The sequence below is a fragment of the Pseudomonas sp. 02C 26 genome (genome assembly GCF_002843585.1).
GTDB classification, from domain to species: domain Bacteria; phylum Pseudomonadota; class Gammaproteobacteria; order Pseudomonadales; family Pseudomonadaceae; genus Aquipseudomonas; species Aquipseudomonas shirazensis.
Map to the genome: position 1 here is coordinate 2333910 of NZ_CP025262.1, position 14812 is coordinate 2348721.

Annotated in this window: 13 protein-coding genes; 7 read left to right on the forward strand and 6 right to left on the reverse strand. The window is 63.0% G+C overall.

Annotation, left to right across the window (positions count from 1 at the left end; translation table 11 throughout):
• Positions 1-90 precede the first annotated feature (90 nt).
• Together CXQ80_RS10545 and CXQ80_RS10550 are read left to right on the forward strand one after the other, a co-directional pair.
• Positions 91-1071, forward strand: a complete 981-nt coding sequence (locus CXQ80_RS10545) for a polyprenyl synthetase family protein (RefSeq protein ID WP_101319142.1) — start codon at positions 91-93, stop codon at positions 1069-1071.
• Complete coding sequence (locus CXQ80_RS10550) at positions 1068-1292, forward strand: hypothetical protein (RefSeq protein WP_101319144.1); 225 nt, start codon at positions 1068-1070, stop codon at positions 1290-1292. The genes CXQ80_RS10545 and CXQ80_RS10550 overlap by 4 nt, the downstream gene beginning before the upstream one ends.
• Before the next feature lie 68 nt (positions 1293-1360).
• Here CXQ80_RS10550 and CXQ80_RS10555 read toward each other — a convergent pair whose 3' ends face one another.
• Both CXQ80_RS10555 and CXQ80_RS10560 read right to left on the reverse strand, forming a co-directional pair.
• Entirely contained in the window at positions 1361-3487 is a 2127-nt protein-coding gene (locus CXQ80_RS10555; protein ID WP_101319146.1) for a TonB-dependent siderophore receptor, read from the reverse strand.
• A 162-nt stretch (positions 3488-3649) separates the two neighbouring features.
• On the reverse strand, positions 3650-5653 hold the full coding sequence (locus CXQ80_RS10560; protein WP_101319148.1) for a U32 family peptidase: 2004 nt from the start codon (positions 5651-5653) through the stop codon (positions 3650-3652).
• Between the two features lie 178 nt (positions 5654-5831).
• On the opposite strand from CXQ80_RS10560, the gene CXQ80_RS10565 reads away from it, so the two are divergent.
• From CXQ80_RS10565 to CXQ80_RS10575, 3 genes are read left to right on the forward strand one after another with little or no spacing between them, the layout of a single operon-like run.
• Positions 5832-6338 carry a (2Fe-2S)-binding protein gene (locus tag CXQ80_RS10565; RefSeq protein WP_101319150.1) on the forward strand — a complete coding sequence of 169 codons (507 nt, stop codon included), beginning with the start codon at positions 5832-5834 and terminating at the stop codon, positions 6336-6338.
• Complete coding sequence (locus CXQ80_RS10570) at positions 6335-7321, forward strand: xanthine dehydrogenase family protein subunit M (RefSeq protein ID WP_101319152.1); 987 nt, start codon at positions 6335-6337, stop codon at positions 7319-7321. Before CXQ80_RS10565 ends, CXQ80_RS10570 begins: the two co-directional genes overlap by 4 nt.
• Complete coding sequence (locus CXQ80_RS10575) at positions 7321-9510, forward strand: xanthine dehydrogenase family protein molybdopterin-binding subunit (protein WP_101319154.1); 2190 nt, start codon at positions 7321-7323, stop codon at positions 9508-9510. The genes CXQ80_RS10570 and CXQ80_RS10575 overlap by 1 nt, the downstream gene beginning before the upstream one ends.
• Positions 9511-9564: 54 nt before the next feature.
• Here CXQ80_RS10575 and CXQ80_RS10580 read toward each other — a convergent pair whose 3' ends face one another.
• Both CXQ80_RS10580 and CXQ80_RS10585 read right to left on the reverse strand, forming a co-directional pair.
• Positions 9565-11649, reverse strand: coding sequence for a TonB-dependent receptor (locus tag CXQ80_RS10580; RefSeq protein WP_101319156.1), 2085 nt, complete (start codon positions 11647-11649; stop codon positions 9565-9567).
• Between the two features lie 178 nt (positions 11650-11827).
• The gene (locus CXQ80_RS10585; RefSeq protein WP_101319158.1) at positions 11828-12208 is read right to left on the reverse strand and encodes a RidA family protein; all 381 of its coding nucleotides are present in this window, start codon (positions 12206-12208) and stop codon (positions 11828-11830) included.
• 164 nt (positions 12209-12372) lie between these two features.
• Between CXQ80_RS10585 and CXQ80_RS10590 the strand changes: the two genes are divergently transcribed.
• Positions 12373-13071: a class I SAM-dependent methyltransferase gene (locus CXQ80_RS10590; protein WP_101323010.1), complete on the forward strand. Its 699-nt coding sequence runs from the start codon at positions 12373-12375 to the stop codon at positions 13069-13071.
• A 4-nt stretch (positions 13072-13075) separates the two neighbouring features.
• On the opposite strand, the gene CXQ80_RS10595 is transcribed toward CXQ80_RS10590, so the two are convergent.
• Positions 13076-13345: a DUF2790 domain-containing protein gene (locus CXQ80_RS10595; protein WP_101319160.1), complete on the reverse strand. Its 270-nt coding sequence runs from the start codon at positions 13343-13345 to the stop codon at positions 13076-13078.
• A gap of 118 nt (positions 13346-13463) precedes the next feature.
• On the opposite strand from CXQ80_RS10595, the gene CXQ80_RS10600 reads away from it, so the two are divergent.
• A complete protein-coding gene (locus CXQ80_RS10600) occupies positions 13464-14396 on the forward strand; it encodes a LysR family transcriptional regulator (protein WP_101319162.1) in 933 nt (310 codons plus the stop codon).
• Positions 14397-14443: 47 nt separating this feature from the next.
• Here the strand turns inward: CXQ80_RS10600 and CXQ80_RS10605 are convergent, their stop codons facing one another.
• Positions 14444-14725, reverse strand: a complete 282-nt coding sequence (locus CXQ80_RS10605) for a hypothetical protein (protein ID WP_101319164.1) — start codon at positions 14723-14725, stop codon at positions 14444-14446.
• Positions 14726-14812 lie beyond the last annotated feature (87 nt).

The following is a 14812-nucleotide window of genomic DNA, read 5'->3' on the forward strand; positions in this document are numbered from 1 at the left end:
CTATGCTGGGAAACAGTACAGTTCTGGCAACGGCCCCTGATAGTCGTTCCGTCAACTCGCGGCCAAGACCGCACCACCGAAGAGGCCAGGATGACCACTATCGCACGCACAACCTCGGCCACTGACGCCGACTTCGCTGTTTACCTTGCTCGCCTGCGAGCAGAGCTGGACAGCCGCCTCAGCGAGCTGCTGCCAGAGGTCGGTCACGAACGCGATCTGCTCGCCGCCGCCATGCGCGAAAGCGCCCTTGCGCCGGGCAAACGCCTGCGCCCGTTGCTGTTGCTGCTGACTGCCGAGAGCTTAGGTGGTTGTAAAGCGGCAGCGCTGGATCTGGGCTGTGCGATCGAGATGGTGCACGCCGCCTCGCTGGTGCTCGATGACTTGCCGTGCATGGACAACGCCGCGCTGCGTCGTGGCCGGCCCACGCTGCACCTGGCGTTTGGCGAGGACGTGGCCATCCTTGCCGCCATTGCCTTGCTGTCGCGCGCCTTTGGCGTGGTGGCGGCGCTCCACACGGTCGAGCCGGAGCAGCGCAATCGCCTGATCGCGATCATGTCGCAAACCATCGGTGCCCACGGCCTGGTCAAAGGCCAACTGCAAGACCTGCGTGACGGTGCAACAGTGCGCAGTGCCGAGCAGATCACCGAGACCAATCAGCTCAAGACCGGCGTGCTGTTTGCCGCGATCATGGACATGGCCTGCCTGCTCGGCCATGCCCATGAAGGCGTGCGGCAGCCTTTGCAGCGCTTTGCCAGCGAGCTGGGCCAGGCGTTCCAGCTGCAGGATGATCTGCGCGATTGTGACCCGGACACCGGCAAGGACCTGGGCAAGGACGCCGGCAAGTCGACACTGTTTGCCTTGTGCGGCGAAACCCAGACGCGCCATCGCCTGCACAGCCACCTTGAGGCTGCCGAGCAGTGCCTGGAGCAGGTGTTTCTTGCCGAGCAACCGATTGGTTGCCTGCTGCGTGCAGTGTTCGCCAATGTGCGTTCACCCTTGGCCCAATCAAACTTTTGCGCCAGCGTGCGATCTGCTGAAGTACAGGTAGATATCTCAAGGAGCACGCCATGACCGACCACGACCCGCAACACACCGGCGACAAGGTGCCACGTCCACTGTCCTCCGAGCAGGCCCAGCAAGGCCAGCGCGTAGAGGGCAAACCGCTGGAGCGGCCGGACCCGGACACCGAAACGATCGACAAGGTGATTACGCCCACTTCGATCAAGGAGCTGGATGAGCAGACCGCAGAAATCGAGCGGCGCCTGCGTGAGGCGCGGGAGAAGGGTTTGTAATTGCTAGAAGGCGTGCCAGCCTGCTGGCACGCTTGGCACCGCGCCTGCCAGGGCGCGGTTGATCAACGTCAGAAGGTGTAGGCAACCCCGGCCTGCACAGTGCGTGGCTCACCTGGGTAGGCGTAGCGGTTGAACGCGCCTTCGTCATAGCCTTTATTGAACACGTTGCGCACATCCAGATTCAGCCGCACATGCTCGTTCAACTGATAGAAGCTCAGCAGGTCGACCACGGTGTATTGCTCCATGGTGTAGGTGCTGGCGGCCGTCTGACCCTGGCGGTCATCCACGTATTTGACGCCCATGCCCATGCCGAAACCTTTGGCCAGGCCGTCCTGGAATTCGTAGGTGTTGAGCAGGCTGAAGCTGTTGCGCGGGATGTTGGCCAGGCGGGTGCCGGTAGGCAGGGTGTTGTCCTTGGTGACTTCAGCATCCACGTAAGCGTAGCCGCCGATTACCCGCCACTCAGGGGTCAGGTTGCCGGCCACGTTGATATCCAGGCCACGGCTGCGTACTTCCCCGGCGGCGACGCTGAAGGTGCCGGTAGGATCAGCTGGGTCGCGGGTCAGCACGTTCTCTTTGACGATGTGGTAGATCGCCGCGTCGACGCTTAGCTGGCGATCCAGTGGCTCCCACTTGACGCCCAGTTCGTAGGATTTGCCCTTTTCAGGGTCGAAGCCGTTGCCTTGCATGCTCGCGCCGCTGTTTGGTTTGAACGAGCGTGCGGTGTTGGCATACACGGCGACAGTTTCGGTCAGGTCGTAGATCGCACCCAGGCGCGGGGTGACGGCGTTGTCCGCTGCGTCCCAGCCAGTGGTGCCTGGCAGGTAGTTTTCGTACTCGTGCTCGAAGCGCTCGAGCCTCACACCAGCCAGCACCTTGAAACGCTCGGTCAGGGCGACTTGATCTTGCACGAAGGCCGACCAGGTCTTGAGATTTTCCTTGTCATGCGTGGTGGTGCGGGTCAGAGCAGGGCGTGGCTGGCCGAGGACTGGATTGTAGATATCGATCGGGTAGGCGCCAGAGCCGTTGGCGGAGCGCTGGATGATCGACTTGTAATCATAGTCTTCGTACTCGACACCGGTCAGCAGCGTGTGAGCGAAGCCTGCGGTTTCGAAGTGGCCGGTCAGGTTGAGCTGGTAGTCACGGTCGGTCCATTCCAGCTTGCGATAGTTGAAGTTGCGACCAAGGGTACGGCCATCAGCTTGCAGGCTGTTGGCTTCGACGGCATTCCCTTTCAAACTCCCATCCAGCCACTGCATACCGCCAGCCAAGGTCCAATTGTCATTGAGCAGATGCTCAAAGCGCAGCTGGGCCATGTTGTTGTCGTTGTGCAGCAGGTTGTCGCTGCCTTTCTCCCAGACGTTGGTGTCACGCGAGGCGCTGCCGCGCTGGGTGTCATAGCGGGTCAAACCACGGTCGAGCGGGTGGTTGTTGCGCATGAAATCGCCTTCGAAGACGATCTTGGTGCTGTCGTTGGCCTGCCAGCTGAGTACCGGGGCGACGTCATAGCGTTCGCTGTCAACGTCATCGCGGAAGCTCTCGCCGCCTTCGCCCAATACGTTCAGGCGATAGGCCAGGCTGCCGTCTTCGCTGAGTGGACCAGTAGCGTCCAGCGTTGCCCGGTGCATGCCCTGGTCATCGAACTGGCTGCCCAAGGTCACCTTGGATTCGGGCAGCGGCTGTTTGCTGACAACGTTGAAGGTGCCGCCGGGATCGCCTCGGCCATACAGGCTGCTGGCCGGGCCGCGCAGTACTTCCAGGCGCTCGACGGTGTTGGCGTCCGGCGCGTTGGGGTAGCCGCGATTGATCGGGAAGCCGTTGCGATAGTACTCGCCCGTGGTGAAACCGCGCACGGTGACGGTGGTCAGGCCCTGGCCGCCGAAGTTGTTGGCCCGGCCCACGCCGCCGGCGTAGTCCAGCGCGTCCTGCAGGCGGGTTGCGCCAGTGTCTTCGAGCACGTCCTTGGGCACCACGCTGACTGACTGCGGAGTCTCGTGCAGGGCGGTGTCGGTGCGGGTAGCGCTGGCCGAGCGGGTGGCGCGGTAGCCGATCACAGGGCCATCGGCGCGTTCGCGCTCGCTGGCGGCATCGATGTTGACGGCTTGCAGCTCGACCGTTTGGGCCGGGTCGGCATCAGCCAAAGCCACAGGGGAGATAACATTGAGCAGACAAAGGGAAACGAACGCACGACGCATGGACGATACGATCCTGGCAGGGGGAAGGTGCGCGGGATCATATCTGGAAACAATTCTCGTTTACAGAAATATTTTGCGTACTAACGTACCAGGTTTTGGCTGCAATCCTTGGGGTCATTGCCCAGCGAGCCGCAGCGCTGACAAAACGCTGCGGCAGGCCGATCAGTGCGGAGCGCGGATGATCGTCTTGAGCAGGTCTTCCGGGCTGATATGCCCAACCACCTGCTGCACGCCGCCACTGCCTGGCGAAGGCAGGTCGATGATGTGCGAGCGCATCTTGCCGACAACATGCATCTCACACGGCTTGCAATCGAACTTCAAGGTCAGCACTTCGTCGCCCTGAATCAACTGCATCGGTGCGACCTTGGTGCGTACGCCGGTCACGCCTTTGGCCTGTTTCGGGCACAGGTTGAAGGAGAACCGCAAACAGTGCTTGGTGATCATCACCGGCACTTCGCCCAGCTCTTCGTGAGCCTCGTAGGCGGCGTCGATCAACTGCACACCGTGGCGGTGATAAAACGCCCGGGCCTTCTCGTTGTAGACGTTGGCCAGGAACGACAGGTGCGATTCCGGATACACCGGCGGCGGGCTGCTTTCGGCCTTGCGTGCACCGCGTGGGTGGGCAGCGATCCGTGCTGCGGTCAGCGCCTCGATGGCCTCACGGCGCAGAGCCTTGAGCTGCGAGTTGGGGATGAAGAACGCCTGCGGTGCATCCAGCTCGATAGCGCTGGCGTGGTACTGGGTGGTGCCCAGTTGGCCGAGCAGGTCATGCAGTTGATCGAGCGCCTGTTGCGGCTTGTTGGCCGGGCCAAACGGGCCGTCGAGGGCGACGCTGACGCTGATGCCTTCTTCACTGGTGGCGGTCAGCTGCAGACGCTGCTCGCTCAGTTGCGCCTGCCAGGCCACGCCGACCCTGCGCTCCGCGGAGGTGCGCTGCAAGGCCTGCTGCCAGTTGTGATCGAGGTTGCGCGACAGCGGATGGTTCGGCTTGAGCCGGTACATGCCATCCGGCATCTCGTTGGGCTCGACCCGGTAACGGTAGCGCGGTGCACCGTCTTCCTCGAACTCGCCCTTGAGCTCGGCGATGTTGGCGCGGAAACCCACCACTTCGCGCTTGACCAGCACGTTGAGGCCGTCACCGTTGCTCAATGGCACCTCGGTGACCACCTGCATGTCACGCTTGCCGACCTTTTCCACCACGCCTACCGGCAGGCCGGTGAAGGTGGGCGAGTCGAACGCGCCGATGTCGATCTTGCGGTCGCTGACGAAGTAGTCAGTGCTGCCGCGGTGGAAGGTCTTGTCCGGGTCGGGCATGAAGAAGTGTTCGGTGCGGCCACTGGAAGCACGCGCCAGCTCGGGGCGGTTCTCCAGAATCGCATCGAGCTCTTTGCGGTAATGGGCAGTGATGTTCTTCACATAGCCCATGTCCTTGTAGCGGCCCTCGATCTTGAACGAGCGCACGCCGGCATCGACCAGATCGCTGAGGTTGGCGGTCTGGTTGTTGTCTTTCATCGACAGCAGGTGCTTCTCGAACGCTACTACTCGGCCCTGATCATCCTTGAGCGTGTACGGCAGGCGGCAGGCCTGCGAGCAGTCGCCACGGTTGGCACTGCGCCCGGTCTGCGCCTGGGAGATATTGCACTGGCCGGAGAACGCCACGCACAGCGCGCCATGGATGAAGAACTCGATGGCCGCATCGGTTTCGCTGGCAATCGCGCGGATCTCTTGCAGGTTGAGTTCACGCGCCAGCACCAGCTGGGAGAAGCCGGCCTGATCGAGGAAACGCGCCCGAGCCAGGGTGCGGATGTCGGTCTGGGTGCTGGCGTGCAGCTCGATCGGCGGGATGTCCAGCTCCATCACCCCAAGGTCCTGCACGATCAACGCATCGACGCCGGCATCGTACAGCTGATGGATCAGCTTGCGCGCTGGCTCCAGCTCGTTGTCATGGAGGATGGTGTTGATGGTGGTGAACACCCGCGCATGGTAGCGCCGGGCGAACTCGACCAGTTCGGCGATCTCGCTGACTTCGTTGCAGGCGTTGTGCCGCGCGCCGAAGCTCGGGCCGCCGATATAGATGGCGTCAGCGCCGTGCAGGATGGCTTCGCGGGCAATCGCCACGTCGCGGGCAGGGCTGAGCAGTTCCAGGTGATTCTTGGGCAAGGACATGGCTTTATTTTTTCGGGCTGTCACGGTTTAGGCGGGCATTGTAACGGTGAAACGCTCACGCGGCACCTGCGCGCTGCCCGATGGTGAGTCGGTACTGGTCAATTAGCTTGAACGCCTGCGCTTGCCACCCGGTCGTACTTGAAAACATAGCCCGACCGACCGTGATGAGGCCCCGACCATGAGCGACACCCCGACCGACCCTAGCGGCCAGGCCATCAGCCTGACCTTGAACGGTACGCCCCGGCAGCTGCAGGTGCAGCCCTGGACCACCTTGCTTGACCTGCTGCGCGAGCAGCTCGACCTGACCGGTACCAAGAAAGGCTGCGACCACGGCCAGTGCGGTGCCTGCACGGTGCTGCGCAATGGCCGCCGGGTCAACGCCTGCCTGACCCTGGCGATCATGTGCGATGGCGACCAGCTGACCACCATCGAAGGGGTCGCAGACGGCGACAGCCTGCACCCGCTGCAACAAGCCTTCATCGAGCATGATGCCTTCCAGTGCGGCTACTGCACCCCCGGGCAGATCTGCTCGGCGCTGGGCATGGCCAACGAAGGCCGCGCGCGCAGCCGTGACGAAATCAAGGAAGCCATGAGTGGCAACCTGTGCCGCTGCGGTGCCTACAGCAATATTCTCGATGCCGTGGAAGCGACCTTGCCGTTGATTCATGGAGGGCCGCGGCCATGACTCCGTTCCAGTACAGCAAGCCCACCAGCATCGACGCCGCTTTGGCCCTGACCGGCCCACAGGCGCGGTTTATCGCTGGCGGCACCAACCTGCTCGACCTGATGAAGGAAAACCTCGACCAGCCCGAACACCTGATCGACATCACCGGCCTGCCGCTGGACCAAGTGAGCGAAACCGAGGCGGGCGGGCTGCTGGTCGGTGCGCTGGTAAGCAACGCCGAGCTGGCCTGGCATCCCCTCGTCGAACAGGCCTATCCGCTGCTCAGCCAGGCGATCCTGGCTGGTGCTTCGCCGCAGTTGCGTAACATGGCCAGCACTGGTGGCAACCTGCTGCAGCGCACCCGGTGCTACTACTTCTATGACGCCGGCACGCCGTGCAACAAGCGCGAACCTGGCTCGGGCTGCCCAGCCCGTGATGGCCTCAACCGCATCCATGCGATTCTCGGCGCCAGTGACAGCTGCGTTGCGGTGCACCCCTCGGACATGTGTGTGGCGCTGGCAGCGCTTGAGGCGCGGGTACATGTGCAGGGCAAGGCTGGCGTGCGCCAGATCGACTTTGCCGACTTCCACCGCCTGCCGGGTGACAGCCCGCAGCGCGACAACCAACTGGCCGACGATGAACTGATCACCGCCATCGAGCTGCCGGCGCCGCAGTTCAGCCTGCACAGCCACTACCTCAAGGTGCGTGATCGGGCCTCCTATGCGTTTGCGCTGGTCTCGGTTGCTGCCGCGCTGGAACTGGACGGCGACAAGATCGTCAGCGCCCGGCTGGCGCTTGGCGGCGTCGCCCACAAGCCTTGGCGCAACCCAGCGGTGGAGCAGATGCTGCAGGGCCGCGCTGCCACCGGCGAGAGCTTCGCCGCTGCGGCGGACATGCTCCTGGCTGATGCCCAGCCACTGGCGCACAACGCCTTCAAGATCAAGCTGGCCCACGCGGCCATCGTCCGCGCCTTCACTGAAGCTGCCGCAACAGGAGTTGCCTGATGAATACCTTGAAACCCGTTAGCGGCCAGCCCATGGATCGCGTCGACGGCCCGGCCAAGGTCACCGGTCAGGCCCGTTACGCGGCCGAATACCCCACCCCTGATTTGCTCCACGGCAGCGTGGTCTCGAGCACCATCGCCCGCGGCCGCGTGCGTCATATCGACTGCGAGGCAGCATTGCGCCTGCCAGGCGTGGTGGCGGTGCTGCACCATCAGAACCGGCCAAAGCTGGCGGGCGAAGACGAGCAGTACGAAGACGCTGATTCGGCCGATGGCTCGCCGTTTCGCCCGCTATACAACGACCGTGTGCTCTACAGCGGTCAGCCGCTGGCACTGGTCGTCGCCGACAACCTCGAACTGGCCCGGCATGCCGGCACGCTGGTGCGCATCGAATACGAAACCGACGCCCATCAGACCGATCTGCTCGCCGGGCAGGCCCATCCCGCGCCGGCTGAGCTTCCCAAACCCCGCGGCGACTTCCAGCAAGCCTATGACGCTGCACAGGTGCGGGTCGATGCTACTTACAGCACCCCGATCGAGCATCACAACCCGATGGAGCCGCACGCGTCCACGGTCATCTACCACCCAGGCGGCAATCTGGAAGTCCACGACAAGACCCAAGGCACGCAGAATTGCCGTGATTATCTGCACAGCGTGTTCGGCCTGCCCAAGGAGAAACTGCGAGTATTCGCGGCCTATGTCGGCGGCGCGTTCGGCTCTGGTTTGCGCCCGCAGTATCAGTTGCCACTGGCCGTGATGGCGGCGCTGCAACTGCAGCGCTCAGTGCGCGTCACCCTGACGCGCCAGCAAATGTTCACCTTCGGCTACCGCCCACGCACTGTGCAGCAGTTGCGCCTGGCCGCTGACGCGCAGGGCAAGCTGCAGGCGATCCATCACGCCGCTACCGGCCAGACCTCGCGCTTCGAAGACTTCAGCGAGCACGTGGTCGAGTGGAGCGGCATGCTCTACCAGTGTGACAACGTGGCCATGGACTACCGCCTGGTGCCGCTGGATGTCTACACGCCGCTGGACATGCGTGCGCCTGGCGCGGCGCTGGGCTTGATTGGCCTGGAATGTGCGATGGACGAGCTGGCGGTGGAACTGGGCATGGACCCGGTAGAGTTGCGCCGGCAGAACTTTGCCGAGAGCAACGGCAACGAAGGCAAACCGTATTCCAGCAAAGCTCTGCTGGACTGCTACAGCCAAGGCGCTGAACGCTTTGGCTGGGCCGCCCGCAACCCGCAGCCACGCAGCATGCGCGAAGGCCACGAACTGATCGGCTGGGGCATGGCCGGTGGTGTCTGGGAGGCGATGCAGATGAAAGCCAGCGCCCGTGCGCGCCTCGATGCCCACGGCCAGTTGGTGGTGAGCAGCGCGACCACCGATATCGGCACCGGCACCTATACCGTGATGACCCAGATCGCCGCCGACGCGATGGGCATGGCGCCGGCTGAGGTGACCTTTCTGCTGGGGGATTCGGCGCTGCCGACCGCACCGTTGCAGGGGGGCTCGTTCACCGTGTCGTCGGTCGGTTCAGCGGTGCGCCAGGCCTGTGAAGTGCTGCGTGGCAAACTGCTGATGGCGGCGCGTAGCTGTTATCCGGAGCTGGCCGGTCATCCGGCTGAGGACATGGTTATCAGTGAGGGTGAGCTGCACGTTGGTCGCCGCCGTTATCCGCTGGGCGAGATACTGCCGCGCAGTGGCCTGGAGGCGAAGGTGGTGTGCGAGCCCGATGCCCGCCGTGACGGCTATGCAACGGCAACGCACTCAGCGGTATTCGTTGAGGTGCGGGTCGATGAGGAGCTCGGTACGGTGCGTCTTGGCCGGGTGGTCAGTGCGATTGCAGCGGGGCGGGTGATCAATCCGAAGATGGCCCGCAGCCAGATTCTCGGCGGAGTGGTCTGGGGCGTCAGCATGGCGCTGCATGAAGAGACCTTGATCGACCATGAGCTGGGCCGCTACATGAACCACAACCTGGCGGAGTACCACATTCCGGTACAGGCGGATTTCGCCGACATCGACGTGCTGTTCGTGGACGAACCGGACGAGATCGTCAACGCCCTCGGCTCCAAGGGCGTCGGTGAGATCGGTATCGTCGGGGTGCCGGCGGCGGTGGCCAATGCGGTTTATCACGCTACTGGTAAGCGGATGCGTGAGTTCCCGTTGACTATCGATCGAGTGCTTGGTTGAGGCTGACTCCGGCTGCAGCGGCCTGGATCGAGGCTGCTGCAGCCGGGGCAGGGGTCAGAAATGGTATTCCATGCCGGCGCCGGCGTACCAGGAGCGACCGGGGGCTGCTTCGTAGTAGCGCTGGTTTCCATCGCCGACAATCACCGAACCGACGTATTGGCGATCGGTCAGGTTGTCCAACCGCAGCAGTTGATGGAAGGTCCATGGGCCAAGGGTTTGCTCGAATCGGGTGCGCCAGTTGAATACGGTATAGGCCGGCGCAGCGGTCTGTTGATTGCTGTCCTCAACGTAGACTTTGCTGCGATATTGGCCCTCAAGGCCCATGCTGATCCCTGGATGCAGTTTCCACACGAGCTCGGCAAAGAGACTGCTGCGCGGTACGCCAGGCAAATTATTGCCTTTCTCGATGGTGCTGCTGCCTTGGCTGACGGATTCGTCATAGGTTGCATCAAGCAGCGTGTAGGCGACGTTGGCCTGCCAGTGTTCGCTCAGCTCCCGTTGCACACCAAGCTCCAGGCCGCGTCGCAGTGTCTGGCCGGCGTTTTGGTAACTGGTGCGACCGTTGCTTGAAGCAAATACCACCACTTCGTCTTCGGTCTGAATCTCGAACAGCGCCAGGTTGATCCGGGTGCGCTCGTCTGGACGGGCTTTAAGGCCGATCTCGTATTGGGTGCTGGTCGCGGGTTTGAGGCCGAAGTTGAAGCCTTCCACGGCACCTGGCGCGTAGGCCATCTCGGCCTGCGTCGGGGTCTCGAACGCCTTGCCAGCGCTGACGTAGCCGTGCAGCTCAGGGGTGAAGGCGTACATCACCGACAGTGTCGGCGTGGTGCGTTGATACTTTTTCGAGCCGCTGGAATCGCCATTGGCCAGGTACTTGTCGTTGACCTCCATTTCCATGCTGCTGCGGCGCACGCCAGCGTCCACGGTCCAGCGGTCGAGTTCCCAGTGGGCTTGTAGATAAGGGTCGAGGCTGGTGGCGGTGTCCTTCTCGTCGCGACGCAGTTCACCTTTGACGCCCAGCGTGTCGCCGCTGAAGTTCTGGAAGCCGCGGCGGTCGTCCGTGCTGCGGTCGTAGTCAGCGCCGGCAGTGAGGGTCAGGGCACCGTAGGCGACTTCGATCGGTTGAATCCAGCGCAAGGTGCCACCGTGGAACTCCCGGTCGAAATCGACCACGCCACCGCCGCGGTTGTTGGGCGCTGTGCCTCGGGGGATAGACAGATACTGAATCACACTGCGCTTGCCCGCATACAGATTGAACTGCAAGGTCGCGTCACCGAAATAACGCTCGTAATTCATCCCCACTTGCTGGTGATGGATGCTTTTGCGCGTGTTGTATTCTTCGGCGCGGCTGCTCACCGAGCGCGGATCAGCCTTGTAACCTTGCCAGGTCTGCCCCAGCGGGTCCTGCGTGCCGTTCTGCTCCAAAGTGCTGAAGATCAGTGCCAGGCGGCTGTCTTCATCGGGGCGTACATGCACCTTGGCAAAGGTCTGGTCGCGCCGGGCCGCACTGTGGTCGCGGTAGCCATCGGTGTCCAAGCGAGAAGCATCGAGGACGAACCCGGCATAGTCATTGCCACCCTCGCCGTAGACATGGTTCTTGTTGAAGCCATCGCTGCCAAAGGTGGTGTCGACGCCGACTTTGGGCGCCCCGGCGCCATCGCGGGAGAACATCTGGATCACGCCGCCGGCATTGCTGCCGTAGATCGCCGACGCAGGGCCGCGCAGCACTTCGATGCGCTCGGCCACATCGAGGTTGAGCGAGGCTGCCTGGCCCTGGCCATCGGGCGTACTTGCCGGGATTCCATCGCTGAGCAGCTTGATCCCGCGAATGCCAAATGCCGATCTAGCGCCATACCCGCGAGAAGATATCTGCAGGTCCTGGGCGTAGTTCTGACGGTTCTGCACCACCAGCCCGGGCACGCGATTGAGCGCCTCGGACAAATTGACCCCCAACTGGCCATCAGCGATCTGCGCGCGCTTCACGGTGTCGATGGAGTAGGGCAGGTCGAAGCTCTGGTTGGGTGCATAGGTGCCCGTGACTACCACCGGCTCGAGCAGGTTGAAGGTGGTTGCAGGCTCGGCATGGGCCAGGCTGCACAGGCCGAGGGTTGGCAGTAGAACGGTGAAATGGCGACGCATGGGGCTTCCTGCTGCTTGAAGCGGTGATAAATGTGCGGTTCACGCGGTCTCCGTAGGAGCGGCCTAGTGTCGCGAAAGGGCTGCGTAGCGGCCCCAGGATCTGCGCCACGCCGCAAAATCGCCGGGGCCGCTCCGCGCCCCTTTCGCGACACAAGGCCGCTCCTACAGGGGGATCGCGTCAGGCTTTGGCGGCCATTGCGGTTACTTCGACGCGCATGCCTTCCACTGCCAGTGCGGCCACGCCAACGGCGGCCCGGACCGGCCATGGCTGGCTGAAGAAGCGCTGGTAGACCTCGTTGAATGCAGGCCGGTCGGCCATGTCGGTGAGGTAGATGGTCAAGTGCAGCACACGGTCCATGGAACTGCCAGCGCGCTCCAGGGCAGTTTTCAGCGCCTGCAGAGTGCATTCGCTTTGCTCGACAATCCCGCCCAGCTCCAGGCTGCCGTCTGCCCGGGTCGGGATCTGCGTGCTCACCAGCAAATTGCCGAAGCCGGTCACGTCGGACGAGATCGACTCCGGGTCTGGGTCTGGAATGAAGGTGATGTCTGCATTTGCCATGGGAATAGATGCCTAGCACGGGAGGAAAGGCGCAAGCCTACGTGAGCGAGCCGGGCCGGTCGAGCCGCCGCTGGGCCATTGAAATTGAAATAGTAGGCATTGCCGGTCAGAATCGCGGCCATTTGGCCGAGCGCACAGCCTCGGTTATGCAGAAGGAACAGGGCTTGAACGAACACACACTGTCGCAGCGCCTGGAACGGGTCGCGGCGAACGTGCCGGCATCAGCGCGGCTGGCGGATATTGGCTCGGACCACGGTTACCTGCCGGTGGCGTTGATGCTGCGCGGGGCTATCGAGTTTGCCGTGGCTGGCGAAGTGGCGCAGACGCCGTTTCACTCGGCGCAGCGCAAGGTGCGTAAAAATGGCCTGGAGCAGCGTATCGCCGTGCGCCTGGCGGATGGTCTGGCGGCGATCGAAGCGAGTGACCGGATCGATGTGGTCAGCCTGTGCGGTATGGGCGGCGAGACCATGTGCGAGATATTCGAGCGCGGCAAGAATCACCTGGCTGGCAGCGAGCGGTTGATCATGCAGCCCAACGGTGGCGAGCAGGAGCTGCGCACCTGGCTGATGAACAACGGTTACCGCATCGAGCATGAAGAGGTCCTGCGCGAGAACCGCTTCGACTACGAGATCATCGTTGCCGTGCCGGCTGCTGACGTGGTCTACACGCCGCAGCAGCTATTGTTTGGCCCGCGCTTGATGGAGCAGCGCAGCGAGGCGTTTCTGGGCAAGTGGCGCCGCGTGCTGCGTCAGCGCCAGCAGACCCTGGCGCACTTCGAGCATGCGCAAGAGGTGCCGCAGGCCAAGGCCCGGCTGTTCAGCAAGCAGGTCGAGTGGATTACTCAACTGCTGGCCGGGGCCTGATCGATTACATCTGCGAGCAGTTACCCATCTCGCGGAAGCTGATGTCGTGGCGCTGGCCTTGCTGGTCCAGATAGGCCATCCGCGCGGTGCCCACCTTGCAGTCTTCGATGTCGCTTGCCGGGGTAATGGAAATCACCTTGGCAACGTCCAACGGCATGCCGTAGTGGTATTGCTCAACCGCTGCGGGTACTGGTTGTTGATTGCCCTGGTCGGCGTAGGCAACGGTGGTAGCCACTGAGCTGAGAAGGGCAAAAATTGTGATAACGGCTTTCATGATGAGCTCCTCTTACGTATGAGCCATGATGCATTGCTTGGCGATTCACAATAAATGGCCTGCAACGTGATAGATTGCTGCTCTTGATGTACGAATTAAATTTCAGGAGCGCGCTTCCATGGACATGCTGCATGCCATGCGGACTTTCACCCGGGTAGTCGATTGCGGCAGTTTCGCGGGCGCCGCCAATGCCCTCGATATCTCTGCCGCCCAGGTCTCACGCATCGTCGCCGAGCTTGAAAACCAGTTGCAGACCCGCCTGCTGCACCGCACCACCCGGCGCCTGCGCATGAGCGAGGCGGGCGAGCGTTTCCTTGAGCGAGCGCGGCAGATCCTGTTGCTCAGTGAAGAGGCCATGGACGAGGCGCGCGGTGCCCACCTGACCCCGCGCGGGCGGCTGCGGGTGCACTCCACCCATGGCTTGGGCCTGCTGATGATGCCGCTGGTGGCGGCCTATCAGGCGGCCTGCCCGGAAGTGGTGATGGAGCTGACCCTGTCGCAGCGCAACCCCGATCCGCTCGATGAGGGCCACGACGTGGTCATCACCATCGGCCGCGGCTTGCCGGATTCGCAGCTGATCGCCATCCCCCTGGGCGGCATCTACAGCATCCTTTGTGCCTCACCTGACTATCTGGCGCGTCACGGCGTGCCCGAGCGACCAGAGGACCTGCAGCAGCATGTGTGCATGCGCATGGGCGACCCATTGTTCGAAGAGGACTGGGTGTTTGAACAAGCGGCCGAGAGCTGCGTGATTCAACCGCAGCAGACCTTCCTGACCAACGTCGCGGATGCCATGTTGCAGGCTACCGAGCTGGGTATGGGGATTGGCTTGATTCCGTATTTTTCCGCGACCAGGGCCATCGAGCAGGGACGGCTATGCCGGGTATTGGCGCCACATCGTCTGCGGCAGCGGGAGATTTATGCGATCTATCCGTCCCGGCACTATCTGGATGCCAAGGTGCGAACCTGGCTGGACATGCTCAAGGAGCAATTGCCGCTGATGTTCCAGGCGCATGAACAGGTAGTCGAAGAACAGCGCCACTGGCGCTGATTGAACTGAAGCGCGGCGCTGCAGGTTTCCCCACAGCGCCCCTGCAATCAATGATCGTCTTGCTCGGCACTGCTCGAGTCACTTGGCCCAGGGGTCTTGCCATCTGCGCCATCGGAGTCGGTACCGGTATCGCTGCTGTCGTTATCCGGGCTGCCGCCTGGGCTGTTGACGCTGCTGCCATCACCGGCGGTGCTGCCACGCGGTTGGTCGCCAGAGGACTGTTCAGTGGTGGACTTGCCGCTGCTCATGTCTGTGGCAGCAATGCTGACGGTAGAAGCAAGGCCCAACGACAGGGCAAGAACTAACGGAAGCGGGCGGAAGCGAACCATGGTGAATCTCCTGTAAGGATGATCGTCATGTGTTCGGCCACGCCAGCGGGGGCAGGGTGCCCGTCGGGCGACGAGCGGTCATGCCCC